The sequence below is a fragment of the Streptomyces sp. NPDC023573 genome (genome assembly GCF_055559735.1).
The window spans coordinates 166,749-192,107 of sequence record NZ_JBVHKB010000009.1 but is presented as its reverse complement, the minus strand read 5'-3'; the positions used below and the strand labels follow the sequence as shown (position 1 = coordinate 192,107).

The following is a 25,359-nucleotide window of genomic DNA, read 5'->3' as shown; positions in this document are numbered from 1 at the left end:
CAGGTCGTTGAGTGGAAGAGGGCATGAGGAACCAGCCCGACGACGAGAGCGGCGTGTCAGGTGGAGCGTCGGGGAGATGGGTCGTACGGAAAGAAGGGGACGTCAGACGCCGAGGGCGGGGAACACCACGGCTTCCGCGTAATCGGTGAGGAAGGCCTGGTCGACAGGCCGTTCCTCGACCAGCTCACGAGCGGCGAAGGCGCCGATCATCATGTGCGGCACATAGGGAAGCGCCGGATTGTCCGCACGCACTTCACCTCTGTCCACGGCCCGCTGGAGCATCGATCCGAGACCGTTGATCTCGGGCTCGATCAGCAGCTCGCGCAGCGCCTGGAAGAGATCGGGGTTGTTGTGGACGGCATGGCTCAGACCCCGCATCAGCGCGGAGTTCTTCTCCATCGTGCAGTCGTCGGTCTGCCCCATCACGGCGAGGAAGTCACCACGGAGCGAACCGGTGTCGACATCGGCGAGGTGCACCGGCTTGTCGTTCCGGAGTGCCTTGACGACCAGCTCGGCCTTGCTCCCCCACTGGCGGTAGAGGGTGGCCTTGCTGGAATGGGTGCGGGCGGCCACGGCGTCCATGGTCAGGGCTTCATAGCCGACCTCGCCGAGCAGGTCGAGCACGGCGGAGTACAGCTCGTTCTCGCGTTCGGGCGTGAGCCGGCTGCGTGCCATGGGGTCGACCTCCTCTTCCTCGCGTCCGCTGGATCGTACGTCAGCCGAAGATCAACTAACGGAACGAAACTGTTTCGTACACTTGGAAGGTACTCCCCTACCCGCGCGAAACGGGACAGTTTCGCTTGTGTCCTGCACCACAAGTTGCCGCTGACCCTCCACACGGAAAGCATTGGAGGGTGAGTGACGACGTCGCGTATCTCCGTTTCCCGCACCTCCACAAGGACTTGCTCTGCTTCGCGGCGGAGGACGACCTCTGGGTCGCCCCTCTCGCCCCGGCGGGGCAGCGGCCCGGCCGGGCGTGGCGGCTGACTGTCGACCGGACCAGGGTCAGTCATCCGCGCTTCTCGCCCGACGGGGGCCGTATCGCCTACACGACCTGGCGCACGCTCGATCCAGAGATCCACCTCGCCCCCGTCGACGGGGGGCCCGCCCGCAGACTCACCTACTGGGGGTCGACCGACGCCCGGGTCTGCGGCTGGAGCCCCGACCCGGGGGACTCGTCCCAGATCCTCGCCGTGTCGTCGCACAACCAGCCGTTCTCGTACTTCTCCTGGGCGTACAGCGTCCCCACCGACGGCAGTCCAGGCGGCAAGCTCCCCTGGGGGCCCGTCTCCGACATCGCTGTCGCCGACATCGACGGCGAGCGCCGCACCCTCCTGCTCACCGGCAAGCCTCCGCACGAGCCGGCGGCCTGGAAGCGCTACCGGGGCGGTGCCACCGGCCGGCTCTGGCTCCACGGCGAGCGGCTGCTGCCGGACATCGGCGGGCATCTGGACGCACCGATGTTCGTCGGGCGCCGGATCGCCTTCCTCTCCGACCACGAGGGCGTCGGCAATCTCTACTCCTGCCTGATGGACGGCAGCGATCTGCGCCGGCACACGGACCATGACGCGTTCTACGCCCGGCACGCCTCCAGCGACGGCAGCAGGGTCGTCTACCAGTGCGCCGGCGATCTGTGGCTGGTCGAGGATCTGGAGTCGCCGGACGCGGTGCCCCGGAAGCTGGAAGTGCGGCTCGGAGGTCCCCGGACGGGCCGGCGTACGCACCAGGTGCCGGCGTCCAGCCACGTCGACTCGCTGGCCGTCGACGAGACGGGCCGGGCCAGCGCCGTCTCCGTGCGCGGCAGCCTGTACTGGCTCACCCACCGCGACGGTCCCGCCCGGACGATCGCCGACACCCCTGGGGTGCGGGTCCGGCTGCCGGAGATGCTCGGCAGCAGCGGTCAGGTCGCGTACGTCACGGACGCGGACGGGGAGGACGCGGTCGAGATCGCCTATCTCCCCCGGGCCAGCGGCGACCGCCCGCCCCGCCGGCTGGCCGCCGGGCGGCTGGGCAGGGTCCACGAGCTGATCTCCGACCCGGGGGGCGAGCGGCTGGCCATCGCGTCGCACGACGGCCGGCTGCTGCTGCTGGACACGGCGGAGGAGACGGAGGCCGTCGTCGACGTCGTCGAGGTCATCGAGGACCTGGACAGCGGGCGCGTCGAAGGCAGCCTCGTCGAAGCCGGGGCGGGGGACACCGCCGAGGCCGCCGTGGAGGTCACCGAACTCATCCGCTCCGTGAACGGCCCCGTCCGCGATCTGGCGTTCTCCCCCGACGGACACTGGCTGACCTGGTCGCACCCCGGTGTCGGCCGGTCGCTGCGGCAGATCAAGCTCGCCCGGATCACCGGCCCGGACGCCCCGGTGACGGTGGACGTCACCAACGGCCGCTTCGAGGACGAGAACCCCGTCTTCACGGGCGACGGCCGCTATCTCGCCTTCCTCTCCTGGCGCGGCTTCGATCCGGTGTACGACGTCCACACCGGCGACCTCTCCTTCCCGCTGGGCTGCCGCCCGTATCTGGTCCCCCTCACCTCGGCCACCCCCTCCCCCTTCGCGCTGCTACCGGACGGCAGGCCCGCGGCGGGCGGCCTTGACCCGGTGGACATCCCCGAGGGCACGGTCGAGGGGCCGACGGTCATGGTGGAGTTCGAGGGTCTGGAGAACAGGGTGACCCCGTTCCCGGTCTCGGCGTCGAAGTACTCGGGGCTCCAGCCGGTCAGCGGCGGCGGCCTCGTCTGGCTGCGCTGGCCGATCTCAGGCGCGCTGGGCGAGACCTTCGCGAACCCGGCGGACATGTCGGGCCGTCCCACCCTGGAGCACTTCAACATCGCGAAGGCCCGCAAGACCGAACTGGTCGGCGACCTCGACTGGTTCGCGGTCAGCGGGGACGCCACGCGGCTGGTCGTCATGGACGACGGCGAGCTGCGCGCCGTACCGTCCAACGAGCCCGGCGACAACGACACCACGGTCTTCCTCGACCTGCGCCGCATCCTTCACGACGTCGACCCGGCGGCCGAGTGGCGCCAGGCGTACGGGGAGGCGGGGCGCATCATCCGGTCCTACTTCTGGGAACCGGACATGTGCGGCATCGACTGGGAGGGCGTGCTGGAGCAGTACCGTCCGCTGGTCGAACGGGTGGCCTCCCCAGACGAGTTCGCCGATCTGCTGCGCGAGGTCCTGGGCGAGCTGGGCACCTCCCACGCCTACGTCTCCCCCGCCCGCCGCAACGAGGGCCCTCCGCACTACCAGCGCGCGATCGGACTGCTGGGCGCCAACCTCGTGTGCCGGGACGGCGACTGGACGGTGCAGCGGGTCCTGCCCGGTGACTCATCGGACTCCAAGGCCCGTTCGCCGCTGGCCGGTACGGGGATCCGGGAGGGCGCCGTGCTCACCCATGTCGACGGCCGGCCGGTCGACCCGGTGGCGGGGCCGTACCCGCTGCTGACGGCTGCGGGCGGCACCACGGTGGAGCTGACGTTCCGCCCGGCCGGAGGCGAGTGCGGCGGCCGGTCCCGGCGCGTCGCGATCGTCCCCCTGGTCGACGAACGCCCGCTGCGCTACCAGGACTGGGTGGCCAAACGCCGCGAGGTCGTACGGGAGTTGAGTCACGGCAAGTGCGGATATCTGCACATCCCCGACATGGGCGGCTCCGGCTGGGCCCAGTTCAACCGCGATCTGCGGCTCGAGGTGTCGCGCCCGGCCCTGATCGTGGACGTACGGGGTAACGCGGGCGGCCACATCAGCGAGCTGGTCGTCGAGAAGCTCACCCGCACGATCCTCGGCTGGGACCTGACCCGCAACGCCCAGGCGGTCAGTTACGCGTCCAACGCGCCCCGGGGGCCGGTCGTCGCGCTGGCCGACGAAGCCACCTCCTCCGACGGGGACATGATCACGGCCGCGTTCCGGCTGCTGAAGACGGGGCCCGTGGTGGGCCAGCGCACCTGGGGCGGCGTGGTCGGGATGACCGGCCGGCACAAGCTCGGCGACGGCACGGTGATCACGGTGCCGATGAACGCGGCCTGGTTCGACACCTACGGCTGGTCCGTCGAGAACTACGGCGTCGAGCCCGACCTGGAGGCGCTGCGCACCCCCCTCGACTGGGCGGAGGGCCGCCACGCGGTCCTGGACGACGCGGTCAGGGTCGCCCTGGACCTGCTGGCCGCCCACCCCGCGTCCACACCCCCCAGTTACGACACGGCCCCGAACCTGCGCAGGCCCCCACTGCCGCCGAGGTGACCCAGAACCCGGTCAACCCGCCAGAACCAGGCCCGCCGACTCCACCGAGCCCAGCCGGATCAAGCCCTTTGGGGGTCCCCCCGGACGAAGTCTGGGGGGGGAGATCGAGGAGCGGAGCCCGGGGCAGAGCCCCGAAAGTCCCGCGCACCCCGCACCCGCACCGCGCACGCGAAGGGGCGTACCCGGCACCCGGGTACGCCCCAACAGACCTCAGACGCGCAGTGCGTCAGCGCTCAGAACGCTCACGCGTCTGGTCCGCCGCGTCCTGCGCCCGGTCCCGGGCGCCGGGCCGACGGCCCTGCGCCTGCTCCGATGCGCGGTCCTGGCGGTCCGAGGAACGCTCACGCGCCTCGTCCCGCTTGCCGCCCGCCTTCTGCTGCTTGGCCTGGTCGGCAAGCTCCTGCGCCTTGTCCTTGAACTGGTCTGCGATGCCCATGCCGTTCACTCCTATGTGGGTGCGTGGGGTCGGCCCCGGTGGGACCTCGCTCAGACTTACACACCCGGACATTCGCCGCATTTCGATCATCCGCGTCCCACTCGGGCCTTCTGGTCGGCCTCGCCGCCGGCCCCCACGAGCCCCTTGCCGACACCGTCCAGCCGGGACCCGAAGCGCTTCATCTCGCGCTGTCCGACGGTCCCTATCACCGCCGGCAGATAACCCCGGATCGACTGCATCCCCCGCAGCCACCACTGCGCGTACACATGCGCGGAGCGCCGTTCGATCCCGGCGACGATCCGGTCGACCGCCGGACCGAGGGGGTAGGTGCGGTTCGTCGGCCACGGCAGCCGCTGCCTCAACTCCCGCATGACGTCGTCCTCGTCGGCGCCCCGCACCATGTCCGTGTCGGTCCAGGACAGATAGCCGACCCCGACCTTCACGCCCCGGTGGCCGACCTCGCCGCGCAGACAGTGCGCGAACGCCTCCACACCCGACTTGGACGCGCAGTACGCGCTCATCATCGGCGCCGGGGTCATCGCCGCCAGCGACGCTATCTGGAGGAAGTAGCCACGGCTCTCCATGAGCACCGGCAGGAACGCCCGCGCCGTCACCGCGCCGCCTATCAGGTTCACCTCGATGACCCTGCGCCACGCCTCCGGGTCGGAGTCCACGAGCGGACCTCCCGCAGCGACGCCCGCGTTGGCGACGACGACGTCGATCTTCCCGAAGCGCGCCTTGACCTCTTCGGCGACCCGGCTCATCGCCTCGTGGTCGGTGACGTCCGCGTGCCAGTGGTCGCTGTCCGAGTGCAGCCGCTCCGAGACCTCCCTCAGCTCGTCCGGCTCCAGACCGACGAGCGCCAGCGTGGCGCCCCGCGCCGACAGCTTGCGGGCCAGCAGCTCCCCCACGCCCCGCGCCGCCCCCGTGACGACGACGACCTGTCCTTCGAGACTCCGACTGACGCTCATGCGACCTCCTCCTCGCTCACGGCTTCCGCCGTACTGCCCGCACCGTCCACAGTGACGTACGAGGCCACCAGCTCGCGCAGCTTCGCCGTGACCGCCTCCGGCGCCTCGACGGGCGTCATGTGGCCCATGCCCGCCAGCTCGGTGAGCCCGAGGCTCTGCGGCAGCGCCGCCTCGATGGCCCTCGCGTGCACGGGCGGCGTCAGCCGGTCCTCCGTGCCCGCGATCACCGCGGTCGGGAGCCGCAGTTCCCGCAGACGCGCCTCGAGGTCGAGCTCCGCGAGCACGTGCCCCCAGGCGACGCGCGCCCGGCGAGGACACGCATGGACGATCCTGGCACAGATATCCACCCGTTCCGGGGCAGAACCACGCCCCATCGTGGCGTACTTGAGGATCGCCTTCGACACCGCGTTGACCGGGCCGAGCGGCGCGCGCGCACCGAGGACCGCCGCGGTCATCCGCGTGCGGAGGGCACCGGCCCGCAGCGGGAGCACCAGCGACTCCGCGGTCAGGCGCGAACTTCCGGTGCTGCACAGGAGCACCGCCGCCCCGTGCTCCCGTACTGCGGCCCGGCCGGCCGCCGCCATCAGCGTCATCCCGCCCATCGAGTGCCCGCCCAGCACCGCCTTCTGCCCCGGGGCGAGCGTGGCCCTCAGCACCGCTTCCAGGTCGTCGGCCAGCGCCCGTGTGCTGTATCCGCCGGGCCCGGCCGCGGGCGTACGCCCATGACCCCGCTGGTCGTAGACGACGACCCGGTGGTCCACCGCGAGGTCCCGCACCTGGGCGTCCCAGAAGCGGGTGTTGCAGGTCCAGCCGTGAGCCAGCACCACGGCCGGCGCGCCCTCGGGGCCGTGCAGTTCGACGTGGACGCGCGAGCCGTCGGCGGAGACGACGCCCAGTTCACGTACGGGCACGGGCATGAGCGGGGTCTCCGCCCGTTGGGTCAGCCGGCTCATCGCGCGGCCTCCTCGGTCACGGCGCGCGCCGCGGAGTGGAGGGCGGGGGGACGGATGACGTCGTACTCCCCCAGGTCGACCGAGCGGGTGGCCCGCCGGAATTCGGCCGTGGTGCCCGGCCAGACCGTGGTGTTGCGCCCGTTGGCGTCGAGGTACCAGCTGGTGCAGCCGCCGGTGTTCCAGACGGTCCGCTTCATCCGCTCCTGGACCCGGTGGTTCCAGGCGCCCACGGCGGCGGGCCGCGCGTCGAGAGCGACGCGCCCGCCCAGGACGTCCAGCTGACGCATGAAGTCGGCCATGTAGTTCAGCTGGGACTCGATCATGAGGATCATCGAGGAGTTCCCCAGACCCGTGTTGGGGCCGATGATCGTCATCCAGTTCGGGAAGCCGGCGGCGGTCGCACCCCGCAGCGCCTGCATCTCGTCCTTCCAGGACTCGGCGAGGGTGATGCCGTCGGCGCCGACGACCCGGTCCGCGATCGGCATGTCCGTCACGTGGAAGCCGGTGCCGAGGATGATCACGTCGGCCTCGGTCTCCGTGCCGTCCGACCCGACCAGCGTGGAACCCCGCACCTCGGAGAGGCCGGAGTCGACCACGTCCACATTCGGCTGCGCGAGCGCCGGGTAGTAGGCGTTGGACAGCAGGATGCGCTTGCAGCCGATGCGGTACGAGGGGGTCAGCTTGGCCCGCAGCGCGGGGTCCTTGACGGCCCGCGCCATGTTCGACTTGGCTATCGTCTCGACCAGCCCGAGCTGGTCGGGGTGCTTGGTGAAGGCCCCCACCTGCAACTCCCGGATACCCCACAGGAGTCCGCGCCGCGCGGTGGCGGTGAACGGGAGCGTCCGGTGCAGCCACTTCTCGGCGCCGCTGATCGCCCGGTCCATGCGGGGCATGACCCAGGGCGGGGTCCGCTGGAAGAGCGTGAGCCGGCCGGCCTTCGGCTGGATCTCCGGGACGATCTGGATCGCGGAGGCGCCGGTGCCGACCACGGCGACGCGCTTGCCGCTCAGGTCGTAGTCGTGGTCCCACTGCGCGGAGTGGAAGACCTTGCCGGGGAATTCGGCCAGCCCCGGTATGTCCGGCAGCTTCGGGTCGGAGAGCGGGCCGGTCGCGGACACGACTGTGTCGGCCGTGACCGTGGCGCCGTTCGCCGCCTCGATCACCCAGTGGAGCTCGTCGTTGTCCCAGCGCATGACCGTGACTTCGTGGTTCAGCCTGATGTGGGGACGCAGCCCGAAGGTGTCGGCCACGTGCTCCAGGTAGGCGCGGATGTGCCGCTGCCCGGAGAAGGTGCGCGGCCAGTCGGGGTTGGGCGCGAAGGAGAACGAGTACAGGTGGGACGGCACGTCGCAGGCGCAGCCCGGGTAGCTGTTGTCCCGCCAGGTGCCGCCGACGGCACCGGCGCGTTCGAGGACCAGGAAGTCGGTGATGCCTTCGCGGCGGAGCCGGACCGCCGCGCCGAGGCCCCCGAATCCGGATCCGATCACCGCCACTCGTACGTGCTCGTGCTGGGCCATGCTGCCGCCTCCCCGCGGTACGTGCCACGACTCTGCCAGCAATCACTGGCACTGTTGGGAGAGTAGGGCAGCTCCGTACCGATGGGTAGGGGGCGGACCGAGGAAAGTTACCGGCGGTACAACATAGGGTGCGGGTGTGGCTGAAGGACGCGAGCACCGCGAGTACCGCATGGAGGAGCTGGCCCGGGAGGCCGGCATCACCGTGCGCACCCTGCGCTTCTACCGGGAGCGCGGCCTGATCCAGCCACCTCGCCGCGAGGGTCGCATCGCCTGGTACGACGACCACCACCTGGCCCGGCTGCGCACGATCACGGGCCTGCTGGAGCGGGGACACACCCTCAACGGCATCGCCGACCTCGCCACCACCTTCGACAGCGGCCGCGATGTCGCCGAGGTGCTGGGCCTGGGCGAACCGACCGAGGAGACCCCTGTCCGGCTCACGCCCGAGCAGCTCGCCGACTACTTCCAGGACCAGGCCACGGCGGAGAACCTCTCCGCCGCCATGGAGCTGGGCTATCTCGGCATCGACGGCGACGAGATCGTCCACATCAGCCGCCGGCTGCTGGAGGCGTCCTCCGAACTGGTGCGGGCCGGCGTACCGCTCGACGCCGTACTCACCGCGGGCCGCCAGGTCCGCGAGCACGCCGACGCTCTCGCCGACCTCTTCGTACGCGTCCTGCGCACTCACACCGCACAGAGCGAGCCGGAGCAACTGCGCACGCTCGCCCAGGCGGTGGTGGACGCCGAGCTGTCGATGGCCCTGGACCGGCGGCTACGACGCGAGGACGGTCAGCGCTCGTAGGTGACCGTCACCGGCGCGTGGTCGCTCCACCGCTCGCCGTGCGTGGCGGCGCGCTCCACCCACGCCTTCACCGCACGCCCGGCGAGAGACGGGGTCGCCACCTGGTAGTCGATGCGCCACCCCGTGTCGTTGTCGAAGGCCCGGCCCCGGTAGGACCACCAGGAGTACGGGCCCTCCTCCTCCGGATGCAGGGCGCGCACCACATCGACGTACGCGGCCTCGTCGAAGACCCGGGTCAGCCACTCCCGCTCCTCGGGGAGGAAGCCGGAGCTCTTCTTGTTGGCCTTCCAGTTCTTGAGGTCGGCCTCGCGGTGGGCGATGTTCCAGTCGCCGCACACGACCACCTCGCGCCCCTCCGCCGCCGCCCGCGCCTTCAGGCCCTGGAGATAGGGGAGGAAAGCCGCCATGAAGCGCTCCTTCTCCTCCTGCTTCTCCGTGCCGACCTCACCGGAGGGCAGATAGAGGCTGGCGACCGTCACACCCGGCAGGTCCACCTCGACGTAGCGGCCCGAGGTGTCGAACTCCTCACACCCCGGGACGCCGGACCCGCCGAACCCGATCTGGACGCGCTCCGGCGCGTGCCGCGTGTAGACGGCGACCCCGGCGCGCCCCTTGGCCGCGGCCGGGGCGAACACGACGTGCCAGCCCTCGGGCTCCCGCACCTCTTCAGGAAGCTGCTGCGCCTCGGCGCGGACTTCCTGGAGGCAGATCACGTCGGCCTCGGTCTGCCCCAGCCACTCGACGAAGCCCTTCTTCGCGGCGGCACGGAGCCCGTTCACGTTCACGGTGGTAACAGTCAGCATCCGGGTACAGTACCTACACACAGGGCATGCATACATGTACTATTGCGCGCATGAATATCCACCCCCGGCCCTTCGATCACCCCGACGCCGTGAAACTCAACGACCAGGTGCAGCTCGAATACGCCGAGCGCTACGGCGACGAGGGCGACATCACACCGCTCGACGCCACCATGTTCGATCCGCCTCGCGGACTGTACCTGCTCGCCTACGACGAGCAGAACCGTCCCGTGGCCACCGGCGGCTGGCGCAGCCAGGAGCGGAACGACGAGGGTTACTCTGACGGCGACGCCGAGATCAAGCGGATGTTCGTCGTCCCCGAGGGCCGTGGCCGGGGGCTCGCACGCCGTATCCTCGCCGCCCTGGAGGACGACGCCCGTGCGGCCGGCCGCACGCGCATGGTCCTGGAGACCGGCGACCAGCAGCCCGAGGCCATAGCGCTGTACACCTCCAGCGGATACGTGCTCTGCGAGAAGTTCGGGCACTACCGCACGTACGACAGCAGTATCTGCATGGCCAAACCGCTGGGCCGGCCCTTCTAGGAAACCCGCGCCACACCCACGTAGAACCCGCTCCGCTCGTACACCGGCGCGGGCTCCTCCTGATACCACTCGGGAGCCGTGACCAGCCCCGGCTCGACGAGTTCCAGCCCCTCGAAGAACGGCTCGACCTCCGCGCGGGAACGCATACGCAGCGCGATCGCGCCCTTCCTGTACGCGGACTCCGTCTCCTGCCTGAGCTCAGGATGCTGATCGGCGGTCCCGTGCGACAGCACGAGGAAGCTGCCCGGAGCCAGCGCCCCGACCAGCCTGCGGGTGATGGCGTACGGATCCTGCTCGTCGGGCAGGAAGTGCATCAGCGCGATGAGGGACAGCGCCACGGGCTTCGTGAAGTCGATTGACCGCGCCGCCTGTTCGAGAATCGCCTCGGGCTCACGCACATCCCCGTGGATGTAGTCGGTCGCACCGTCGGGGTGGCTCACCAGCAGCGCTTCCGCGTGACGCAGCACGATGGGGTCGTTGTCCGCGTAGACGACCCTGGCGCCCGGGGTGACGGCCTGGACGATCTGATGGAGGTTCGGCGCAGTGGGGATGCCGGTCCCGATGTCCAGGAACTGACCGACGCCCTGCCGGGCCAGCCAGGCGGAGGCGCGGTGCATGAAAGCCCGGTTCCGCGCCGCGTTGACCCGCGCCTCGGCGGGCAGCTTCTCGGCGACCTCCTGGTCGACCGGGTAGTTGTCCTTCCCGCCGAGCAGCCAGTCGTAGACCCGTGCCGGGTGCGGCTTGCTGGTGTCGATGCGGGAGCTGGGTATACCGGCTGTCACAGTGCGCCCTCCAAACGGAACCACGAACAGGCTCCCTCGCCCGCACCTGACCCGCGTAACCCTCAACAGCGGTCGACGGAAGGGCTGATGAGCGAGGAAGGCCCAGGTTACCGGGTGGTCAACCGGGCGGGCGCCGGCCCGGCGCGCTGCGGCGGACCCCGTGAACCCCGCCGGGAAACGACGAGATCCCGCCCGATCTTGCGATCGGACGGGATCTCGTGTGTGCGGTGGACCGTTCACGGGTGGGTCTGACCTGCACCTACGGAGGCGCCCGTGCTGGCCTTCCCCAATCATTCGAAGATCATTTCCCGACCATGTGTACGGCACACCTAAGAAGGTCTACATGCTCGCCGGCGCTGCAGCGCCCAGGATCCGCAGCGCCCGCGGATGCCCCTGTTCGCCGAGGGCACGCACCACCTTGCCCACCGCTGCGTCGATGACCTCGTGTTCCCAGATCCGTAAGGGCACCCACCCCATCCGGACGAGGCGCGTGTCCGTGTCGGTGTCCCGCCGAACGTTGCCCTCGAACTTCTCCCGCCACCACTCCGCGTTGTGCAGCGGCGCGTGCATGTGCTGCGGACAGGCATGCCAGAAGCACCCCTGCACGAACACCACAGTGCGCCACCTCACGAACGTCAGGTCCAAACGCCGACGGCGCATGCCCGGAAGCGGCAGGTCAACGCGATAGCGGAAGCCCAGCGCGTGCAGCGCCCGTCTCAGCGCCATCTCCGGAGCGGTGTTCCGACTGCGCTGGGCCAACATCACACGGCGTACGTTGGCATCCCTCGGCGCAGGAACACCCTGTCGGCACACTCCATCTCTCATACGTGCACCAACTCCAGCACCGCGGAGTTCGTCACCATCCCTCACGGTGGTGCACACGTGCCTCACAGGACATCGGCAGCAGTTTCAATTGTGGCCGCAAGCTGGCAGGAGCGCGGAGACGTACCAACTACGAAGCGCTGTGCTGGACCACACCCGGCTCAGCCTCTACCCGTTTGGTCCGGCTGGACCGATCCACAGCCGGACCGGATCACGGTAGGTAGAACCCCACGAACTCGGGTTCCATTGCGCCAGATTAATGAGCAAGGACCTTTATACGCACGGAAGATGCGTAAGAATGGCGACCCGCGATCACGGCTCGTTGAACGGTATTGGGGGCGGAGCATGCGAGGAGATTTCGCGACGGACCGGGTGAGCCGATGCTTCCCGGCCGGCGACCGCTGGGAGTCGATCGTGTGCGGGGCCAAGCGCCCCTCAGGCTCATCGAGGTTCCGTGCCTGAGTCGGTGGCGGCCCCAGCAGCAGAGTCTGCCCCCAGAGCGGTGGGGGGCCCGGCATGGAGCAGTTCGGGCCTGGATGTCGCCGCGGGCCGATATCCGCTTTCGGTGGAGCGGCACGTCATGCACATGGTTGATCACCTGGTACCCGGCGTCACTGCGGTAACACCCCATGCGCGGTACTACGCCCTTCACGGCCTGGTCGCGGCACACGCCGACGCAGCGGGGCTGTCTGCCCCAGCAGCTCAGGAGCTGCTCCGCCGATCCGAGGTCGCCCTCGCCGCCGTGTCCTTCGCACACCATCCCCAGGGCCTGGAATGGATGCCACGCGCTCACGGGGTCGATGCCCTGTCCCAGAGGCTCCGCTGCGGTGCAATTTCTATGGCTGAGTCTGCGGCTGCGGGCAAGGAAGGGTACGTGGGCAACCCCTGGGGCTTTTGGGGGCCGTACGCAGGGTCCGAAACCGCCTTGGGCATCCTCAGCCCCGGAAGGATGCCCCTGCCCGGACCTCGACTCGACGCGTCGGCGGTACGCTCTGGCCTGGGCGAATTGCTCGAGCTGGCCACCGAGGACACGCTGCACGTTGGCGATCTGGCCTCGCTGGGCGAGAAGTTGTGCGTATGTGCCGGTGGTGAGCACGCTGACGGACTTTGGCTGGCTGACCTCATGTGCGGGCCGGACGCATCTGATGTAGATCCGCGGTCGAGGGCTCGACGGGAAACGATCCAATTGATGGCACGGATCGTCTACCAGCACCCGGTCGGGCGCTTCACCCGGGACGTCGGCCGTGTGCTGGCATTCGGCGATTTCTTGGCAACGGACTGCGTGACCAGGGGCGTCGACGCGGCGCCCGTGTGGCGGGGGGTGGCCCTGCGGAACTACTCCGTCGGTGCCTGGCGCCGTCTGTGGTCATGGCTCGTCGAGCACGTCGAAGGGATGATCACGACCGAGGAACTGGCCGACCGCTTTGCCGAACAACTACCGCCACAGACTGTGGACGAGTTCCTGGCGTCCCTTCCTGCGACGCAAAGCACGACCGGAGCGCCGCTGCCGGCCGAGCTCTGCCTTCGGGGAGCGGACGCACCTTTGCCCCTCAACGAACTGGGCGTGCTGGCCGTCGGAGCACGCCGCGTGGATGAGCTCTCGGGGCGGGTCCGTGACGCGTTCCTCGGGCAGCGCGGTATCGAGCTCGGACCGGAATGGGTTGGGTGGAGACTGGAGGAAGCCCGCTCCGCGCCTCTGCGTGACACGGCACGCCGACTGGTCCACGACATGGTGGCGCGGTCCCAGCGCATCGCGCTGGCCAAGGCTCGGCGCCGTCCCGACGGTTCGCTCTGGCTGCCCACACGTCTGCACGAACGAAGCGGCCTGCTGTACAGGACCAGCCAGGAGGGCCGCGGCGACGTGGGCCTACGCCTGGACCAACTGGGCACCGTCCTGGCGACCTGTGGCGTGCTGCACCGCTGCAAACAGCGTTGGTCGGTGACCGCCAGGGGGGAGGAGCTCGTTGCCTAACAGCGGACCGGCCCCGAGTACCGAGCCGTCATCCACGATTGCATCGCCGCTCACGCTCATTCTTGATGAGACCCGAAACGGCGGTCAGAGTCTCGAAGAAGCACTGTTCTTGAGCTTCACCGCGGACTTCGGCTTCTTCGAGGAGGTCGCCCTCGGCGTCACCCAGTCGACGGGAGCTCGTGTCACCGTGGTCGGGGACGTCGGCATGGCGAGGTCTGATCCCAGAGCCGTTCGTCGAGCAGGGCGCAGCTACCTGGCAGGGCTCGCATACACGGGTGGACCCGCGTTCCACCCGAAGGTGGTGGTCCTGGCCGGACAGGAGCACGCCACCATCGCGCTCGGCTCGGGCAACACCACTCTGGCCGGCTGGCAGAGCAACGCCGAGTTATGGACGGTGCTTCGCGTACTTGACGACCGGAGTCCGGCCGCGGTCCTGGAACTGGCAGCGTGGTTGCGTGACCTGCCCGAAGAGGTGAAGTTCTCGGCCCACGTCCCCCAGGCCCTGCGAAGGGTCGCAGCCCTGCTGGCACGACTCCACCGTGACAGGACCCCAGTAGACCGGGAGACGCGTGTCGTCAGCAGCCTCCACTCACCCATCCTCAGCCAACTGCCCAACGGGCCGGTCGACGAGTTGGCTGTCTTCGCACCGTTCCACGACCGGCAGGGCCGGGCCCTGGGACACCTGCTCGACCGCCTCCGCCCGAGCCGGTTCACCCTCGCCTACCAGCCCGGCCTCACCGATCTCGACGGACAGTCGGTCGCCGGGCTGGTCCAGCAGTACGGCGGCCGGATCATCAGTGACGACGGGCAGCGATACCGCCACGGCAAACTAGTCGAGTGGGTGGCGGAAGGGCGGCGCTGGGCCCTGACCGGCAGCCCGAACCTCTCCTCTGCCGCCCTACTGCTCCAGCAGGGCCAGGGCGGCAACTGCGAGCTCGGAATCATCACCCCCAGCTCCGCCTCGCTCCTCCCCGACGGTATGGAACAACCGGTCACGCGGCTGCGGGCGGCGCCGTCCCTGCCCCGCCCGCAGACTCGCAGCGGACCGCTCCTGCTCGGTGCCGTCCGCGTGGCCGACGGACTGGAGATCAGTCTCGCCCGGCCGCTGCCCGTCATCAGCCATGTGGAACTGTCGGCAGCCGAGGCGCCGCCGGAGCAGTGGGAGCGCCTCTCGGACCTCGCCCCGGGGCAGGCGACGACCACCATGCCGGTCTTGGCGGCCGGGGGCAGCCGCGTACGTCTGGTGACCGTCGACGATTCGGGTGTCCCGAACTTCGGCAACATCGTCTTCGTAGTCGATGTGGAACGCGTCCTGCGTCGGTCAGCCCCGGCCCCGTCCCAGGTCCCCAGTGCGCAGCCGCTGGACCTGTTCACGGACGTTCGGCTCGCAGAGCGTTTCCTGAGCGACCTGGAATCCTTGCGGACGGTACTGCAGTCGGCATCGACGACGGCCCCTGCGGTCACGAGTACTCCGAGTACGACAGTCCCGACGCGGACACCGGACGACAAGGAGGGCTGGGAGCGCTACCTGGACGAGTGCGCCGGACGTATCGGAACCCCGCTCGTCCGTTTCGCGCTCGGCCTCCCACTGCCCGCCGGTGTGGAAGAGCCCTTTCAGGACCTGTTGATGGTGGCCTGGGACGAGCGCTTCACCGACGACATCGAGGCGGGCCTCGACGAGGACGACGCCGAGTCGGTGGCGGCGGAGCAGGACACCGAACCACTCGACAGTGCTCAGGGTTCGCTGCTGGTTCCCGATCTCCGACAGGCCGGAAAGGTCATCTGCCGCAAGTACCAGCGTTGGGTCGAGGACCTCGTCACCCCGAAACCCCAGAAGACACCGCTCGAGCGGATGCTGGCGGTGCGCCTGGCCCTCTGGACCGTGGCTGCGGGCGCGTGGCCACCGACCGATACCCGCTGGATGCCCTTGCTGGCCGGTGCAGTGCGCGCCATGGACGGACGGGACGTTCCCACCCGGATCGAGCCGGAGGTCGGAAGTCTCGCCGCAGTCGCCCTCGCCGTGCTCCGGAGTTGCGCTCCCCGTTACGAGGTGACATCGGAGACCCTCATCTTCAACGAGACATCCGCAGCGGTAGGCCACCTCCTTCCAGCAGCGGACGCCGCCTACATCGCCGAGTACGCGTCCCTGCTGGGCAACGCCTTCGGCCTCACCGTGGCCCCGGAGAACGTGCTCTCCGTGGCGGGCGACATCGTTCAGGACGATCCCCTCGACGACGCGGTCTCGGCCCTCGCCGAAAGGGGCCGCGACGTGCACCGCCATGGGCGGCTCATGCTGCACGCCGTCGGACGTTTCAGTAACCCCGCACTCGTGGCCCTGGAAGCGATCGGCGCCTCCGAGGATGAATCCCTAGTGGGGGCATGGGCCACGGGTGGTCCCGATGGCGAGCGCTGGGCCCTGGCCATCTGGCGCCGGCCGGATCTCGTCATCGTCGACGCGGCGAAGGCCGTACCCCTGTGGCGCCACTACCGGCTAGCTGGCCTGGTGGGGCCCAGAGCCCTGGCTGCACAACGGAGCTTCGAGTCCGCCGTGTCCGTCCCGCACGGCCCCCGCAACCAGTCCTTCGACCTCGCGAGCCAAGTCCTCGCGGAGCTGGGACTATCCGAGTGCCAGCCGCCTCGTTGTGGGCCAGTATGAAGCCGCGCGGGTTGCGCCCTGCACTCTCCCTACCCACAACCGGTCGTAAGTCCCGTACGTTGCGGAGGACGGGGCTACTCGTCTCGATGGCGTTGTAGGTCTCCGCGCCCCCTCCGCGCTACCTGTACTTGCAGCACGGTCAGGCAGCGGGCGGCCAAACTGGTTGGCGTAATCCAGTGGTGCGCGTGGCCGTCTGGCGACCACGCGGACGATCGACCCCAACACGACTGCCGGGAGGTTCCGTACACGTGAGCGCGGTTGGGCGCCATCCTCTTCGTATACAAGGGCAGTCGAGCCGGATACCGCGCTAGCGTGATCACCGAGGCTTGCTCTGACCACAGGCGTAGGGGGTTCGGACTGATGACGTTCATGCAGATTCCGTGGGGTGACATGTCGTCTGCCATGGGAACCTTCTTCGCCTACCAGCGCGTCGAGTCAGCGGTCCGCGAAAGGCATCCCGACTTGAACGACCGGCTGCGAATGCAGGAGCTGGTCGGAGAGCATCGCGCTGCGGCCCTCACCGTCGCCGGGGACGACGGCACGAAGACTCTGCTCTGGATGACGAGGTTCGGTCGCCCATACGACTACCACCTGTTCTGGCTCATATACGGTCCTGCCGACGGAGGTTCTCCTCGTATCTGGGATCCACGCACGGGCGAGGGAGTCCTGGCTGACGCTTTCCACGAGCGCATCGCTGCTTGGAGGGGCAGACGCGAGGAGGCGAGCCCTTGGAAGTGGGATGAGCCGGAGATGTGCCGGATCGTCTGCCTAGCGGATGCGTTGGTCGGGCGGGGCATTCCCGTCGCCCAAGTCGTGGCAAACAACAGGCTGCGGGCCAACGAGGCGTCGAAGGGATGGGAAGCTCGTAGTCTTCCGCGGCAGGAGGGCGACTTCCTCATTACCCGGAGTGGCCCTCGGACGATCCGCGTCTCCTGCAAACCCACCCTCGGGTGGATGGTTGACATCCATGACTTCGAGCATGGCGTCCAGTGGCGCCTTGATCTCAACAGCCTCATTCACGGTCAGGCGAGCCGCACACCCGGGGCTTCACTGCCCGACGGCGATCCGACCCGCCTGGCGGACGTGATCGAGGAACTCATGGACAACCCATTCGCCTTCGTCCCCTGCCCGGAAGCGGTTACCAAGATCGAGGCACATGGGACGAGCGGCTCAGAAGGACTCGCCCTCTTCAGTGAGGAAATGGTCTCAGCCAGCCCTCACGTCCTGGTCACGGAAGTCGCGGCCCAGCTTCGGTCCATGGGGTTCGCCGACCTCAAATTCTCGTCCTCCGACGACTCACCATTCAGCTCGGACGAAGTCCACATCGCATGGTGGCAGCGGTCCAAGGACCTGGGAACCGCCGACATCAAGCAGCTCTATGCCGACGCAGCGATCGAGGGGAAGCGATTGGTTGTCCTCGTCAACGGCCGTATCACGCGGCCCGCAACGGACTTCGCCAACAAGGCAGAGGCCTTTGTCTTCCACCTGTACCCGGACAGCAGTCGCGTGAGGCCGGCCAACAAGCTCGCGCAGGAGGCTGTCTTCACCACCGAACACTGACCCGGCCCGCACGTCCGAGGCGGTCGTGCGCTGAACTGCGGTGAAGAGGCGGCTCGACCGCCGCCGACACACGGTGGCGCCTCTTCAGCCGGGGCGGCCATGGGGGCAGGGATTTCCGTCGGCGGGATCGGGACGCGGGCTCGGCGGCTGGGCAAGCTTTCTGCGCGGGGGCGTGGCGAGGCGATCAGCTTGCAACGGCAACGGCCATCCAGTGCCACGGTCTTCCTTCGCGGCGATCGCTGAACTCGCCCAGCGTCCTCCACCCGCTGCGCCATTTCCCGCGGCCGTGGTACTTGGCAAGGCAGGAGCAGGTGCACAGGAAGCCCCGGGCATTCTGACAGGACGAGTTGCACCTTTCACTCGGGTTGTACTCCCGGCCGATGAGGACGCCCGGGTACCTCTGGAGCAGCTCCCTGCTTATTCGGGGGAAGTGATCGCTGGCAACCGTCCAACACCCCTGGCGGCCGTCCCACCGGAACGACCGGTCGCTTCCGAGCCAGTTGTAGAGCTTCCGCTCGTGTTCCCACATGGTGTGAGCCGGAAACCAGACGCCTAACCATCCCTTGGCGGGCAAACCGATCGACGGCAGGTGCGCGCCCTGATAACTCGGTATCCACTCAGGGGGCTTGAGGTACTCGGCCTTCTTCCGCCGACCATGCCCGCTTCTTTTGCCCCCGCTCACAATCGTGCGGCTATGTCGAGGTCCAAGCCCCCACTGGACCGACACGAGTGAGGCGAGCTGACCGGAGGCATGGCAGTGGAGACCACTCAGCGGCCTGGTGTGGATGGCCACGCAACCGTCCTGCTCGACCTCGATAAAGTTGCGGCACTTCAAACAGGTGCGAGTCATTCTTACGCCGTCCACGAGCGCCCCCCTTGACTGCGCTGATTCCTACTGAGCGCCCTGCAGAAACAATTGGTCTGCACCGGGCCTTGCCATAACAGCAGGGCACTCCAGTTCTCGGAGTACAGCAGGTCCATCGCAGTGCAGACGCGAGCCATCTCGTTCTTAGCGCAGAGTCAGATGGTTCCAGCCAGCACGGCCACGGAACTGTGGCTCAGTTCTCCTTCTGTTCTTTCGTGGACCACTCGTTGGCGAAGTGTTCCATTTGCTTGAGGACCAGGTTGATGGCCTCCGGCGACTGGTCCGGCGGGTAGTTGCGGCGGGCCAGGAGGCGCTTGATGGCGCTGCGCAGCCGGGCGCGTACCGGCTCGCGGGCGATCCAGTCCGGCTTCAGCTTGCTGCGGACCTCCGCGACCAGCTCACGGGCAACCCCGGCCAGGACGTCGTCGCCCATCACCGACTGCGCCGTGCCGTGGTCGGCCAGGGCGTCGTAGAAGGCGAGCTCGCGCCAGTCCAGCGGCGGCTCGAACTTCTCGCCGCGCCGGGCGTCGTCCATGACCTCCTTCGCCATCTCGACGAGCTTGGCAATGAGCTCGGCGCTCGTGTACTGCTGCCGCATGTAGCGGACCATCAGGTCCTGCAGCCGCTCGGAAAACGTGGTGCGCCGTACCACGTTGTGCCGCGTCACCTCACGCATCTTCCGCTCGATAAGCCGCCGCAGCGCCTCCGCCGCCAGGTGCGGGGTCTCGCTGTTCTGCAGCTGCGCGACGAGGGCGTCGTTCAGGTGCGTCAGGTCGGCGGTCTCCAGGCCGGCCTCGGCGAACAGGTCCGTCACGCCCCTGGTCTCGACGACCGAGGACGTGAGCTGCGAGAGGTACAGCTCGATGTCGCGGGCGACGGGCAGGCCGCGGGCCTCGCGGTCCATCGCGTCGTATTTCGCCATGTAGGCGCGGACCTCGACGAAGAACTGGACGTCCCGCCGCCAGGCCGGGTGGTCCGGGAAGCGCTCCCCGATGTTCTTGGCGCTGGCGGACAGCGCGTAGAAGCGCTCCAGGCGGTGCGCGTGCTCGCGGAAGCGACGGCCGAGCGTCTGACGGGCGTCGTCGAGCTTGTCAGGATTGTTGCCGGCCGTGCGCGGGTCACGCAGGTAGTTCGCGGCCTTGATGGCGGCGTCGATGAACGCCGTCTTCGACGGCATCTCCAACCGCTGGCGCCACTCGAAGCCACGCAGAATGTCGGCGAGGATGTCGTACTCGTTGCGCAGCTCGTCCAGAGCCCGGTCGAGGTCCTGGCCGAGGGTGCGGTCCTGCTGGTCGGCCTCGGTGTACTCGGCGATAGCGCGCTGGAGGTTCTCGGTCAGCGGCGCGTACCCGACGAGGAGGCCGTCCTCCTTGGCGCGGAAGCGGCGGTTGACGCGGGCCAGGGCCTGCATCAGGTTGGCGCCCTTCAGCGGCCGGTCCAGGTACATCGTGTGGACCGGCGGGGCGTCGAAGCCGGTCAGCAGCATGTTGTTGACGATGAGCAGCTCGAGCTCGTCGTCGGGGTCCTTGGCCCGGCTGATGACCGTCTTGCGCCGGCCGTCGCTCAGGGCATGGACCAGAAGGTGGTCCGGGTCCTTGCGAGAGTTGGAGGAGAAGACGATCTTCATGACGCCCTTGTCGACCTCGTCGCTGTGCCACTCGGGCCGCAACTCGCGCAGGGCGTCGTAGACGCGGACGCAGATCTCCCGGGTCGCGCACACGACCATCGCTTTGCCGGTCGCGCCACCCGCCTCGGAGACACCGACGAACGGCTGCATCCGCTCCCGCCGCCCCTCCCAGTGCTCGATGAGGTCGGCGGCGAGGTCCCTTACACGGGCGGGCGCGCCGTACATCGCGTTCATCGTCGCGACGGCCTGCTCGACCCGGCGGCGCTCGGTGTCGTCGAGGCCGTCGGTGATGCGGTCGGCCTCCTCGTCGATAGTGGTCGGGTCGACGTCCTCGTCCAGCACGAGCTGGATGACTCGGCTCTCATGGAAAACCTTGACGGTAGCGCCGTCGTCGGCGGCCCGCTTGAGGTCGTAGACGTCGATGTAGCCGTTGTAGGCGCCCTTGTCGCCGAAGACCTCGCGGGTGTTGCGGTCGTCCTCGGAGATCGGGGTGCCGGTGAAGGCGAGCAGCGTGGCGTGCGGGAGCGCGTCACGCAGGTGGCGGGCATAGCCCTTGAGGGAGTCATAGTGGCTGCGGTGCGCCTCGTCGACGACGACCACGATGTTGCGGCGGTCGGAGAGCAGCGGGTGGAACGCGCCGGAGTCCTTCTCCTCCTTGGTTTTGCCGAACTTCTGCAGTGTGGTGAAGAGGATGCCGCCGACCCGCTTGGCGGCGAGCGTCTCTCGGAGCTCGGCGCGCGTGTGGACCTGTATGGGCGGCTGCGGGAGGATCTCGCTTTCGAGAAACGTCGAGTACAGCTGATCATCGAGGTCCGTGCGGTCGGTGATGACGAGGACCGTCGGGTTCAGCAGCGCCGGGTCCCTCATCACCATCGTGGTGGTGAGAACCATCTCCTCCGACTTGCCGGACCCCTGGGTGTGCCAGACAACGCCAGCCTTCCCGTCGCTCGCGGAGGCCTCGCGGACGGCTTCTGCGGCGCGGGTCACCGCATAGAACTGGTGGGGCTTGGCGATGCGCTTCATCCGCTTCGATGGGACGAAGTTGATGAAGGACCGGATGAGGGAGATGAAGCGCAGTTGGGTGAAGAGGCCATGTACGGCCAGGTTCTGGCCCGAGTCCCATATGCCCTCGGCGTCGAGCGGTTCGACGCGGGCACCGAACTCGTCCGTGTTCCACGGCGCGAAGTGCTCGTATGGGGTGAAGGGCGTGCCGTACTTCGCCGTGATGCCATCGGAGAGTAAAACGACCGCGTTGTAGCGGAAGGCGGTCGGGAACTCTTCGACGTACCGGGTGACCTGGGAGTGCGCAGTCTGGAGCGTGGCGTCCTCGTCGCCCGCGCGCTTCAGCTCCAGGACGGCGACGGGTAGGCCGTTGACGTAGAGGACTACATCGAAGCGGCGATTCTTCTCGCCGTCGATGACGGTGACCTGGTTGACGGCGCGGTAGACGTTTGCTTCGGGGTCGTCCAGGTCAATGAGGCGGATGGTCGGGTTGTGCTCGGCGCCGAAGGCATCGGTGTAAGTGACGGATCGGATGCCAGCGGTGAGGTTGTCGTGGGCGGTGCGGTTCTCCTCGTACGTGTCCTGGGACGCCGGGGTCGCAGCGGCTGCGACGGCGTCACGGACGGCGTCCGGGGGGAGGGCGGGGTTGAGCCGCTCGACGGCCTCGGTGAGGTCCGGGTAGAGGATCAGGTCGGCCCACGACTTGCGGTGGCCGGAACCGGGGGCGAATTCGTTGCCGGGGGTGTGCTGCCAGGCGAGCTCGCCGAGCTCGTCGAGGGCGAGGAGCTCCCAGTCGGACTCATGGGGTCGGTGGTTCTGGTTGTCGTAGTCGGGGTGCGTCACGTGTTGTCCTCGACAATCTTCTCGGCGTCCTTGACGCGGAGGCGGCCGGACATGAGCTGGGGGAGGAGGGTGTCGCGGAGGGTGGCGAGGGTGCGGGACTCAACGGCCGCCATGAGGGCCCTGTCCACCAAGGGAGCAGCAGCATCTGTGAACGAGGCCAGTTTGTCGGAGGGGGGAACAACGAGCGGAATACTCTTAAACGCTGACGAATTCATTCCAGGAATAGCCGCACCCGTACCTCTCCGTCGCATCTCTGCCATGACCGGCACAGAAGACAACCAGTAGTACCCGAACTCTTGCCCGACGCTGGATGCCATTCGGACGCGATAGACATGCTCATTGATGCACATCTTGGAAAATGGGAAACCTTTCCCAAACAGCGTGACGTGCGGCTTAAAGTCTCCCGGCTTCCCTCCGTCTTTGTAGACGAGAATATCCAGGTCCTGGATAATTCCTCTCCGCATATCAGCAAAGAAGTTTTCGGGTACAAATTTTGTTTTGGTGAAGTCGAATTTCCCAAGCCCAATGACACTTTCGGCCCCGATGCTTGGAGTGCCGGACGTGTACTGAGCCACACCCCCCTTGGGGCGAATTCCTGTTTCGACTGTAGTGGCGGAATCGCCAATAGTCGATACGGCCCACTCGGGCGGTAGGGAGGTGCCATCCGTCACGTAGTCGAGAGCAAGGGAGAAACCTGCCCTGAAGTGAGTTCTGGCCAGTTCATCGGCTGTCGCTGTGATTCGCTCGTTGACAGCAATCTTGTCATCCAGCGCCCCGAGCATGGACGCGATTCGATTTTGCTCTTCGCGATTAGGGATACATACATGGAAGGCTTTAGCTTCCGGGTAGTACACCGTCTGGTGCGTGGTCCCGTGAGCGAACCGCCGAACGGAATCCTGCTCCATGACCAAAATGTAGTGGAGGTAACGGGGCGAAAGCTTCGGCCCGCAAACCCAGTTGATGAAGTCCTGACTCGTCGCCATGGGAGCGCCCATGGTGACGACATAGCCCACCGATGCGGTGCGGGACAAACAGACGGTGCCAGCAGGAAGCAAACGGGCAGACGAATTATCGAGTCCAGCCTGGGTGATGGTTTGCAGGGTGGACGTAATTGTCCGCCCGTGGTTTCCAGTCGCATCCCTGATGCCGATCCATGGAACATTTCCGTCCCAGTACTCAGGATTTCGACGACTTGGAGTGTGCCCACTCTCAAGGCGAGCGATTTCGGACAGCGGAGTCCAGTTGAAGCCAGGAGGCGCTGGAATGCTGGGCTTACCGACACTCAGTGCCCACTTACCGGGGATGATGCCCGTTGTGGCGGCGCGGCCGCCGGTGGATGTGTTCGTCTTAGCCACGGATCGCTCCCAGTCGCTCCCGGACCATCTTCTCCAGCGTCACCGACTTCTCGAACAGTGTGTACAACTCCTCCGTCAGCTCGGCGATCCTTGCCGCCACTGCTTCCACGTCTTCTTCTTCCACCTCGACGGCGCCGACATACCGTCCCGGTGTCAGCGCGTACCCGTGCTGACGCACGGTCTCCAGATCTGCTGAGAAGCAGAACCCCGGCTCGTCCTCGTAAGTCAGTCCCTCCTCCCGTGCCGACGCTGTACCCCGCCATGCGTGGTACGCGCCAGCGATCTTCGCGAGGTCGGTTTCGGTCAGGATGCGCTCGGTCCGATCGATCATCTCGCCCATTGCTCGGGCGTCGATGAACAGGATTTCACCCCGCCGGTCCTCCTGGCGCTTCGCGCCCTGCGGCGTCTTGTCCTTAGCCAGGAACCACAGACAGGCCGGAATCTGCGTAGTACGGAACAGCTGGGACGGCAGTGCGACCATGCACGCAACCAAGTCCGCTTCCACCATTGCTTGGCGGATGTCACCCTCGCCGCTCGACTGGGAACTCATCGAGCCGTTAGCAAGGACGATGCCAGCGGTTCCCCGCTCGCCTAGCTTCGAGACCATGTGCTGGAGCCACGCGTAGTTAGCGTTGTTCTTCGGCGGAACGCCGAACTTCCACCTCGCGTCGCTCTCGTCCCGCGCCCAGTCCTTGATGTTGAAGGGAGGGTTGGCCATGACGAAGTCGGCCTTGAGGTCGGCGTGCTTGTCCTCGGCGAAGGTGTCGCCCCAACGGGTTGCGAGGTTGCCGTCGATGCCGTGGATGGCCAGGTTCATCTTGGCCAGACGCCAGGTCCGCTCGTTGAGCTCTTGGCCGTAGACCGCGATGTCGGCCTTGTGCCCCCGGCCCTGATGCGCCTCGATGAACTTGGCCGCCTGGACGAACATACCGCCCGAGCCGCATGCCGGGTCGTACACCCGCCCTTCGTACGGCTCCAGGATCTCCACGATCAGCCGGACGACGGACTGCGGCGTGTAGAACTCGCCGCCCCGCTTGCCCTCCGCACGCGCGAAGTTGCCGAGGAAGTACTCGTACACCTCGCCCAGCACGTCCTGCGCCGGCTTGTCCTCGGTGCCGCCGAAGCGGGCGTCGCTGATGAGGTCGACGAGTTCAGCCAGGCGCTTCTGGTCGATGTTGTCGCGGTTGAAGATCTTCGGCAGGACGCCCTTAAGCGAGGCGTTCTCCGCCATGACCGCATCCATCGCCTCGTCGAGCAGCTTGCCGACGCCCTGGCTTTTGGCGTTTGCCGCGATCCACGACCAGCGGGCAGTCTCCGGGACCCAGAAGACGTGTGCGCCGGTGTACTCGTCGCGGTCCTCCAGGAAGTCGTCCATCCGATCCTCGGTGATGCCGTCGTCGGCAAGCTCCGTGGCCAGCTCACTCCGGCGCTCATCGAAAGCGTCGGAGACGTACTTCAGGAAAATCAGGCCGAGGACGAACTCCTTGTACTGCGCGGCGTCGATGGAGCCGCGCAGCTTGTCTGCGGCCTTCCACAGGATCGCCTGGATCTCCTTGGTGGTGGAGGCGCTGAACAGCTCCGCCTGGTCGGTGGGTTTTTTCGCAGCGGTAGCCATC

General features: G+C 67.9%; 17 protein-coding genes. 6 read left to right on the top strand and 11 right to left on the bottom strand.

Translation table 11 applies throughout. The features are described from left to right. Positions 1 to 102 precede the first annotated feature (102 nt). Positions 103 to 675, bottom strand: a complete 573-nt coding sequence (locus ACZ32T_RS27390; RefSeq protein WP_467268561.1) for a TetR/AcrR family transcriptional regulator — start codon at positions 673 to 675, stop codon at positions 103 to 105. Between the two features lie 179 nt (positions 676 to 854). On the opposite strand from ACZ32T_RS27390, the gene ACZ32T_RS27385 reads away from it, so the two are divergent. Further along, positions 855 to 4,238 (top strand): S41 family peptidase, encoded by a 3,384-nt coding sequence (locus ACZ32T_RS27385; protein WP_467369544.1) that lies wholly within the window; start codon positions 855 to 857, stop codon positions 4,236 to 4,238. 226 nt (positions 4,239 to 4,464) lie between these two features. On the opposite strand, the gene ACZ32T_RS27380 is transcribed toward ACZ32T_RS27385, so the two are convergent. The 4 genes from ACZ32T_RS27380 to ACZ32T_RS27365 form a co-directional block, all read right to left on the bottom strand. Beyond that, positions 4,465 to 4,674, bottom strand: a complete 210-nt coding sequence (locus ACZ32T_RS27380) for a hypothetical protein (RefSeq protein WP_467369542.1) — start codon at positions 4,672 to 4,674, stop codon at positions 4,465 to 4,467. Between the two features lie 86 nt (positions 4,675 to 4,760). Further along, positions 4,761 to 5,645 (bottom strand): SDR family oxidoreductase, encoded by an 885-nt coding sequence (locus ACZ32T_RS27375; protein ID WP_467268564.1) that lies wholly within the window; start codon positions 5,643 to 5,645, stop codon positions 4,761 to 4,763. Further along, complete coding sequence (locus tag ACZ32T_RS27370; protein ID WP_467268565.1) at positions 5,642 to 6,598, bottom strand: alpha/beta fold hydrolase; 957 nt, start codon at positions 6,596 to 6,598, stop codon at positions 5,642 to 5,644. The genes ACZ32T_RS27375 and ACZ32T_RS27370 overlap by 4 nt, the downstream gene beginning before the upstream one ends. Further along, entirely contained in the window at positions 6,595 to 8,115 is a 1,521-nt protein-coding gene (locus ACZ32T_RS27365; protein ID WP_467268566.1) for a flavin-containing monooxygenase, read from the bottom strand. The genes ACZ32T_RS27370 and ACZ32T_RS27365 overlap by 4 nt, the downstream gene beginning before the upstream one ends. A gap of 169 nt (positions 8,116 to 8,284) precedes the next feature. On the opposite strand from ACZ32T_RS27365, the gene ACZ32T_RS27360 reads away from it, so the two are divergent. Beyond that, positions 8,285 to 8,917, top strand: coding sequence for a MerR family transcriptional regulator (locus ACZ32T_RS27360; protein WP_467268864.1), 633 nt, complete (start codon positions 8,285 to 8,287; stop codon positions 8,915 to 8,917). Here ACZ32T_RS27360 and ACZ32T_RS27355 read toward each other — a convergent pair. Then, positions 8,905 to 9,720, bottom strand: coding sequence for an exodeoxyribonuclease III (locus ACZ32T_RS27355; protein WP_467268569.1), 816 nt, complete (start codon positions 9,718 to 9,720; stop codon positions 8,905 to 8,907). The genes ACZ32T_RS27360 and ACZ32T_RS27355 overlap by 13 nt on opposite strands. 50 nt (positions 9,721 to 9,770) lie before the next feature. On the opposite strand from ACZ32T_RS27355, the gene ACZ32T_RS27350 reads away from it, so the two are divergent. Beyond that, positions 9,771 to 10,259, top strand: a complete 489-nt coding sequence (locus ACZ32T_RS27350) for a GNAT family N-acetyltransferase (protein ID WP_467268571.1) — start codon at positions 9,771 to 9,773, stop codon at positions 10,257 to 10,259. On the opposite strand, the gene ACZ32T_RS27345 is transcribed toward ACZ32T_RS27350, so the two are convergent. Both ACZ32T_RS27345 and ACZ32T_RS27340 read right to left on the bottom strand, forming a co-directional pair. Continuing rightward, complete coding sequence (locus ACZ32T_RS27345; RefSeq protein WP_467369540.1) at positions 10,256 to 11,041, bottom strand: SAM-dependent methyltransferase; 786 nt, start codon at positions 11,039 to 11,041, stop codon at positions 10,256 to 10,258. The genes ACZ32T_RS27350 and ACZ32T_RS27345 overlap by 4 nt on opposite strands. Positions 11,042 to 11,380: 339 nt before the next feature. Further along, complete coding sequence (locus tag ACZ32T_RS27340; protein WP_467369538.1) at positions 11,381 to 11,866, bottom strand: very short patch repair endonuclease; 486 nt, start codon at positions 11,864 to 11,866, stop codon at positions 11,381 to 11,383. Positions 11,867 to 13,052: 1,186 nt separating this feature from the next. Here ACZ32T_RS27340 and ACZ32T_RS27335 point away from each other — a divergent pair. The 3 genes from ACZ32T_RS27335 to ACZ32T_RS27325 all read left to right on the top strand — a co-directional run bounded on the left by ACZ32T_RS27335 (position 13,053) and on the right by ACZ32T_RS27325 (position 18,051). After that, entirely contained in the window at positions 13,053 to 13,835 is a 783-nt protein-coding gene (locus ACZ32T_RS27335) for a hypothetical protein (RefSeq protein WP_193463142.1), read from the top strand. A 109-nt stretch (positions 13,836 to 13,944) separates the two neighbouring features. After that, the gene (locus tag ACZ32T_RS27330; protein WP_467369535.1) at positions 13,945 to 16,491 is read left to right on the top strand and encodes a phospholipase D-like domain-containing protein; all 2,547 of its coding nucleotides are present in this window, start codon (positions 13,945 to 13,947) and stop codon (positions 16,489 to 16,491) included. Positions 16,492 to 16,803: 312 nt separating this feature from the next. Continuing rightward, positions 16,804 to 18,051: a hypothetical protein gene (locus tag ACZ32T_RS27325; RefSeq protein WP_467369533.1), complete on the top strand. Its 1,248-nt coding sequence runs from the start codon at positions 16,804 to 16,806 to the stop codon at positions 18,049 to 18,051. 1,058 nt (positions 18,052 to 19,109) lie between these two features. On the opposite strand, the gene ACZ32T_RS27320 is transcribed toward ACZ32T_RS27325, so the two are convergent. Genes ACZ32T_RS27320 through ACZ32T_RS27310 form a run of 3 tightly spaced genes read right to left on the bottom strand, consistent with a single transcriptional unit; the run spans position 19,110 to position 25,358 of the window. Beyond that, entirely contained in the window at positions 19,110 to 22,388 is a 3,279-nt protein-coding gene (locus ACZ32T_RS27320; protein WP_467369531.1) for a type I restriction endonuclease subunit R, read from the bottom strand. Then, positions 22,385 to 23,743, bottom strand: coding sequence for a restriction endonuclease subunit S (locus ACZ32T_RS27315; RefSeq protein WP_467369529.1), 1,359 nt, complete (start codon positions 23,741 to 23,743; stop codon positions 22,385 to 22,387). The genes ACZ32T_RS27320 and ACZ32T_RS27315 overlap by 4 nt, the downstream gene beginning before the upstream one ends. Continuing rightward, positions 23,736 to 25,358, bottom strand: a complete 1,623-nt coding sequence (locus ACZ32T_RS27310; RefSeq protein WP_167846869.1) for a class I SAM-dependent DNA methyltransferase — start codon at positions 25,356 to 25,358, stop codon at positions 23,736 to 23,738. Before ACZ32T_RS27310 ends, ACZ32T_RS27315 begins: the two co-directional genes overlap by 8 nt. Between the last annotated feature and the right edge of the window lies 1 nt (position 25,359).

Bases quoted from the DNA above. Each gene is read 5' to 3' on its own strand.
- ACZ32T_RS27390 (WP_467268561.1), bottom strand. From the start codon at position 675: ATGGCACGCAGCCGGCTCACGCCCGAACGCGAGAACGAGCTGTACTCC.
- ACZ32T_RS27380 (WP_467369542.1), bottom strand. From the start codon at position 4,674: ATGGGCATCGCAGACCAGTTCAAGGACAAGGCGCAGGAGCTTGCCGAC.
- ACZ32T_RS27375 (WP_467268564.1), bottom strand. From the start codon at position 5,645: ATGAGCGTCAGTCGGAGTCTCGAAGGACAGGTCGTCGTCGTCACGGGG.
- ACZ32T_RS27370 (WP_467268565.1), bottom strand. From the start codon at position 6,598: ATGAGCCGGCTGACCCAACGGGCGGAGACCCCGCTCATGCCCGTGCCC.
- ACZ32T_RS27365 (WP_467268566.1), bottom strand. From the start codon at position 8,115: ATGGCCCAGCACGAGCACGTACGAGTGGCGGTGATCGGATCCGGATTC.
- ACZ32T_RS27360 (WP_467268864.1), top strand. From the start codon at position 8,285: ATGGAGGAGCTGGCCCGGGAGGCCGGCATCACCGTGCGCACCCTGCGC.
- ACZ32T_RS27355 (WP_467268569.1), bottom strand. From the start codon at position 9,720: ATGCTGACTGTTACCACCGTGAACGTGAACGGGCTCCGTGCCGCCGCG.
- ACZ32T_RS27350 (WP_467268571.1), top strand. From the start codon at position 9,771: ATGAATATCCACCCCCGGCCCTTCGATCACCCCGACGCCGTGAAACTC.
- ACZ32T_RS27340 (WP_467369538.1), bottom strand. From the start codon at position 11,866: ATGAGAGATGGAGTGTGCCGACAGGGTGTTCCTGCGCCGAGGGATGCC.
- ACZ32T_RS27335 (WP_193463142.1), top strand. From the start codon at position 13,053: ATGGCACGGATCGTCTACCAGCACCCGGTCGGGCGCTTCACCCGGGAC.
- ACZ32T_RS27310 (WP_167846869.1), bottom strand. From the start codon at position 25,358: ATGGCTACCGCTGCGAAAAAACCCACCGACCAGGCGGAGCTGTTCAGC.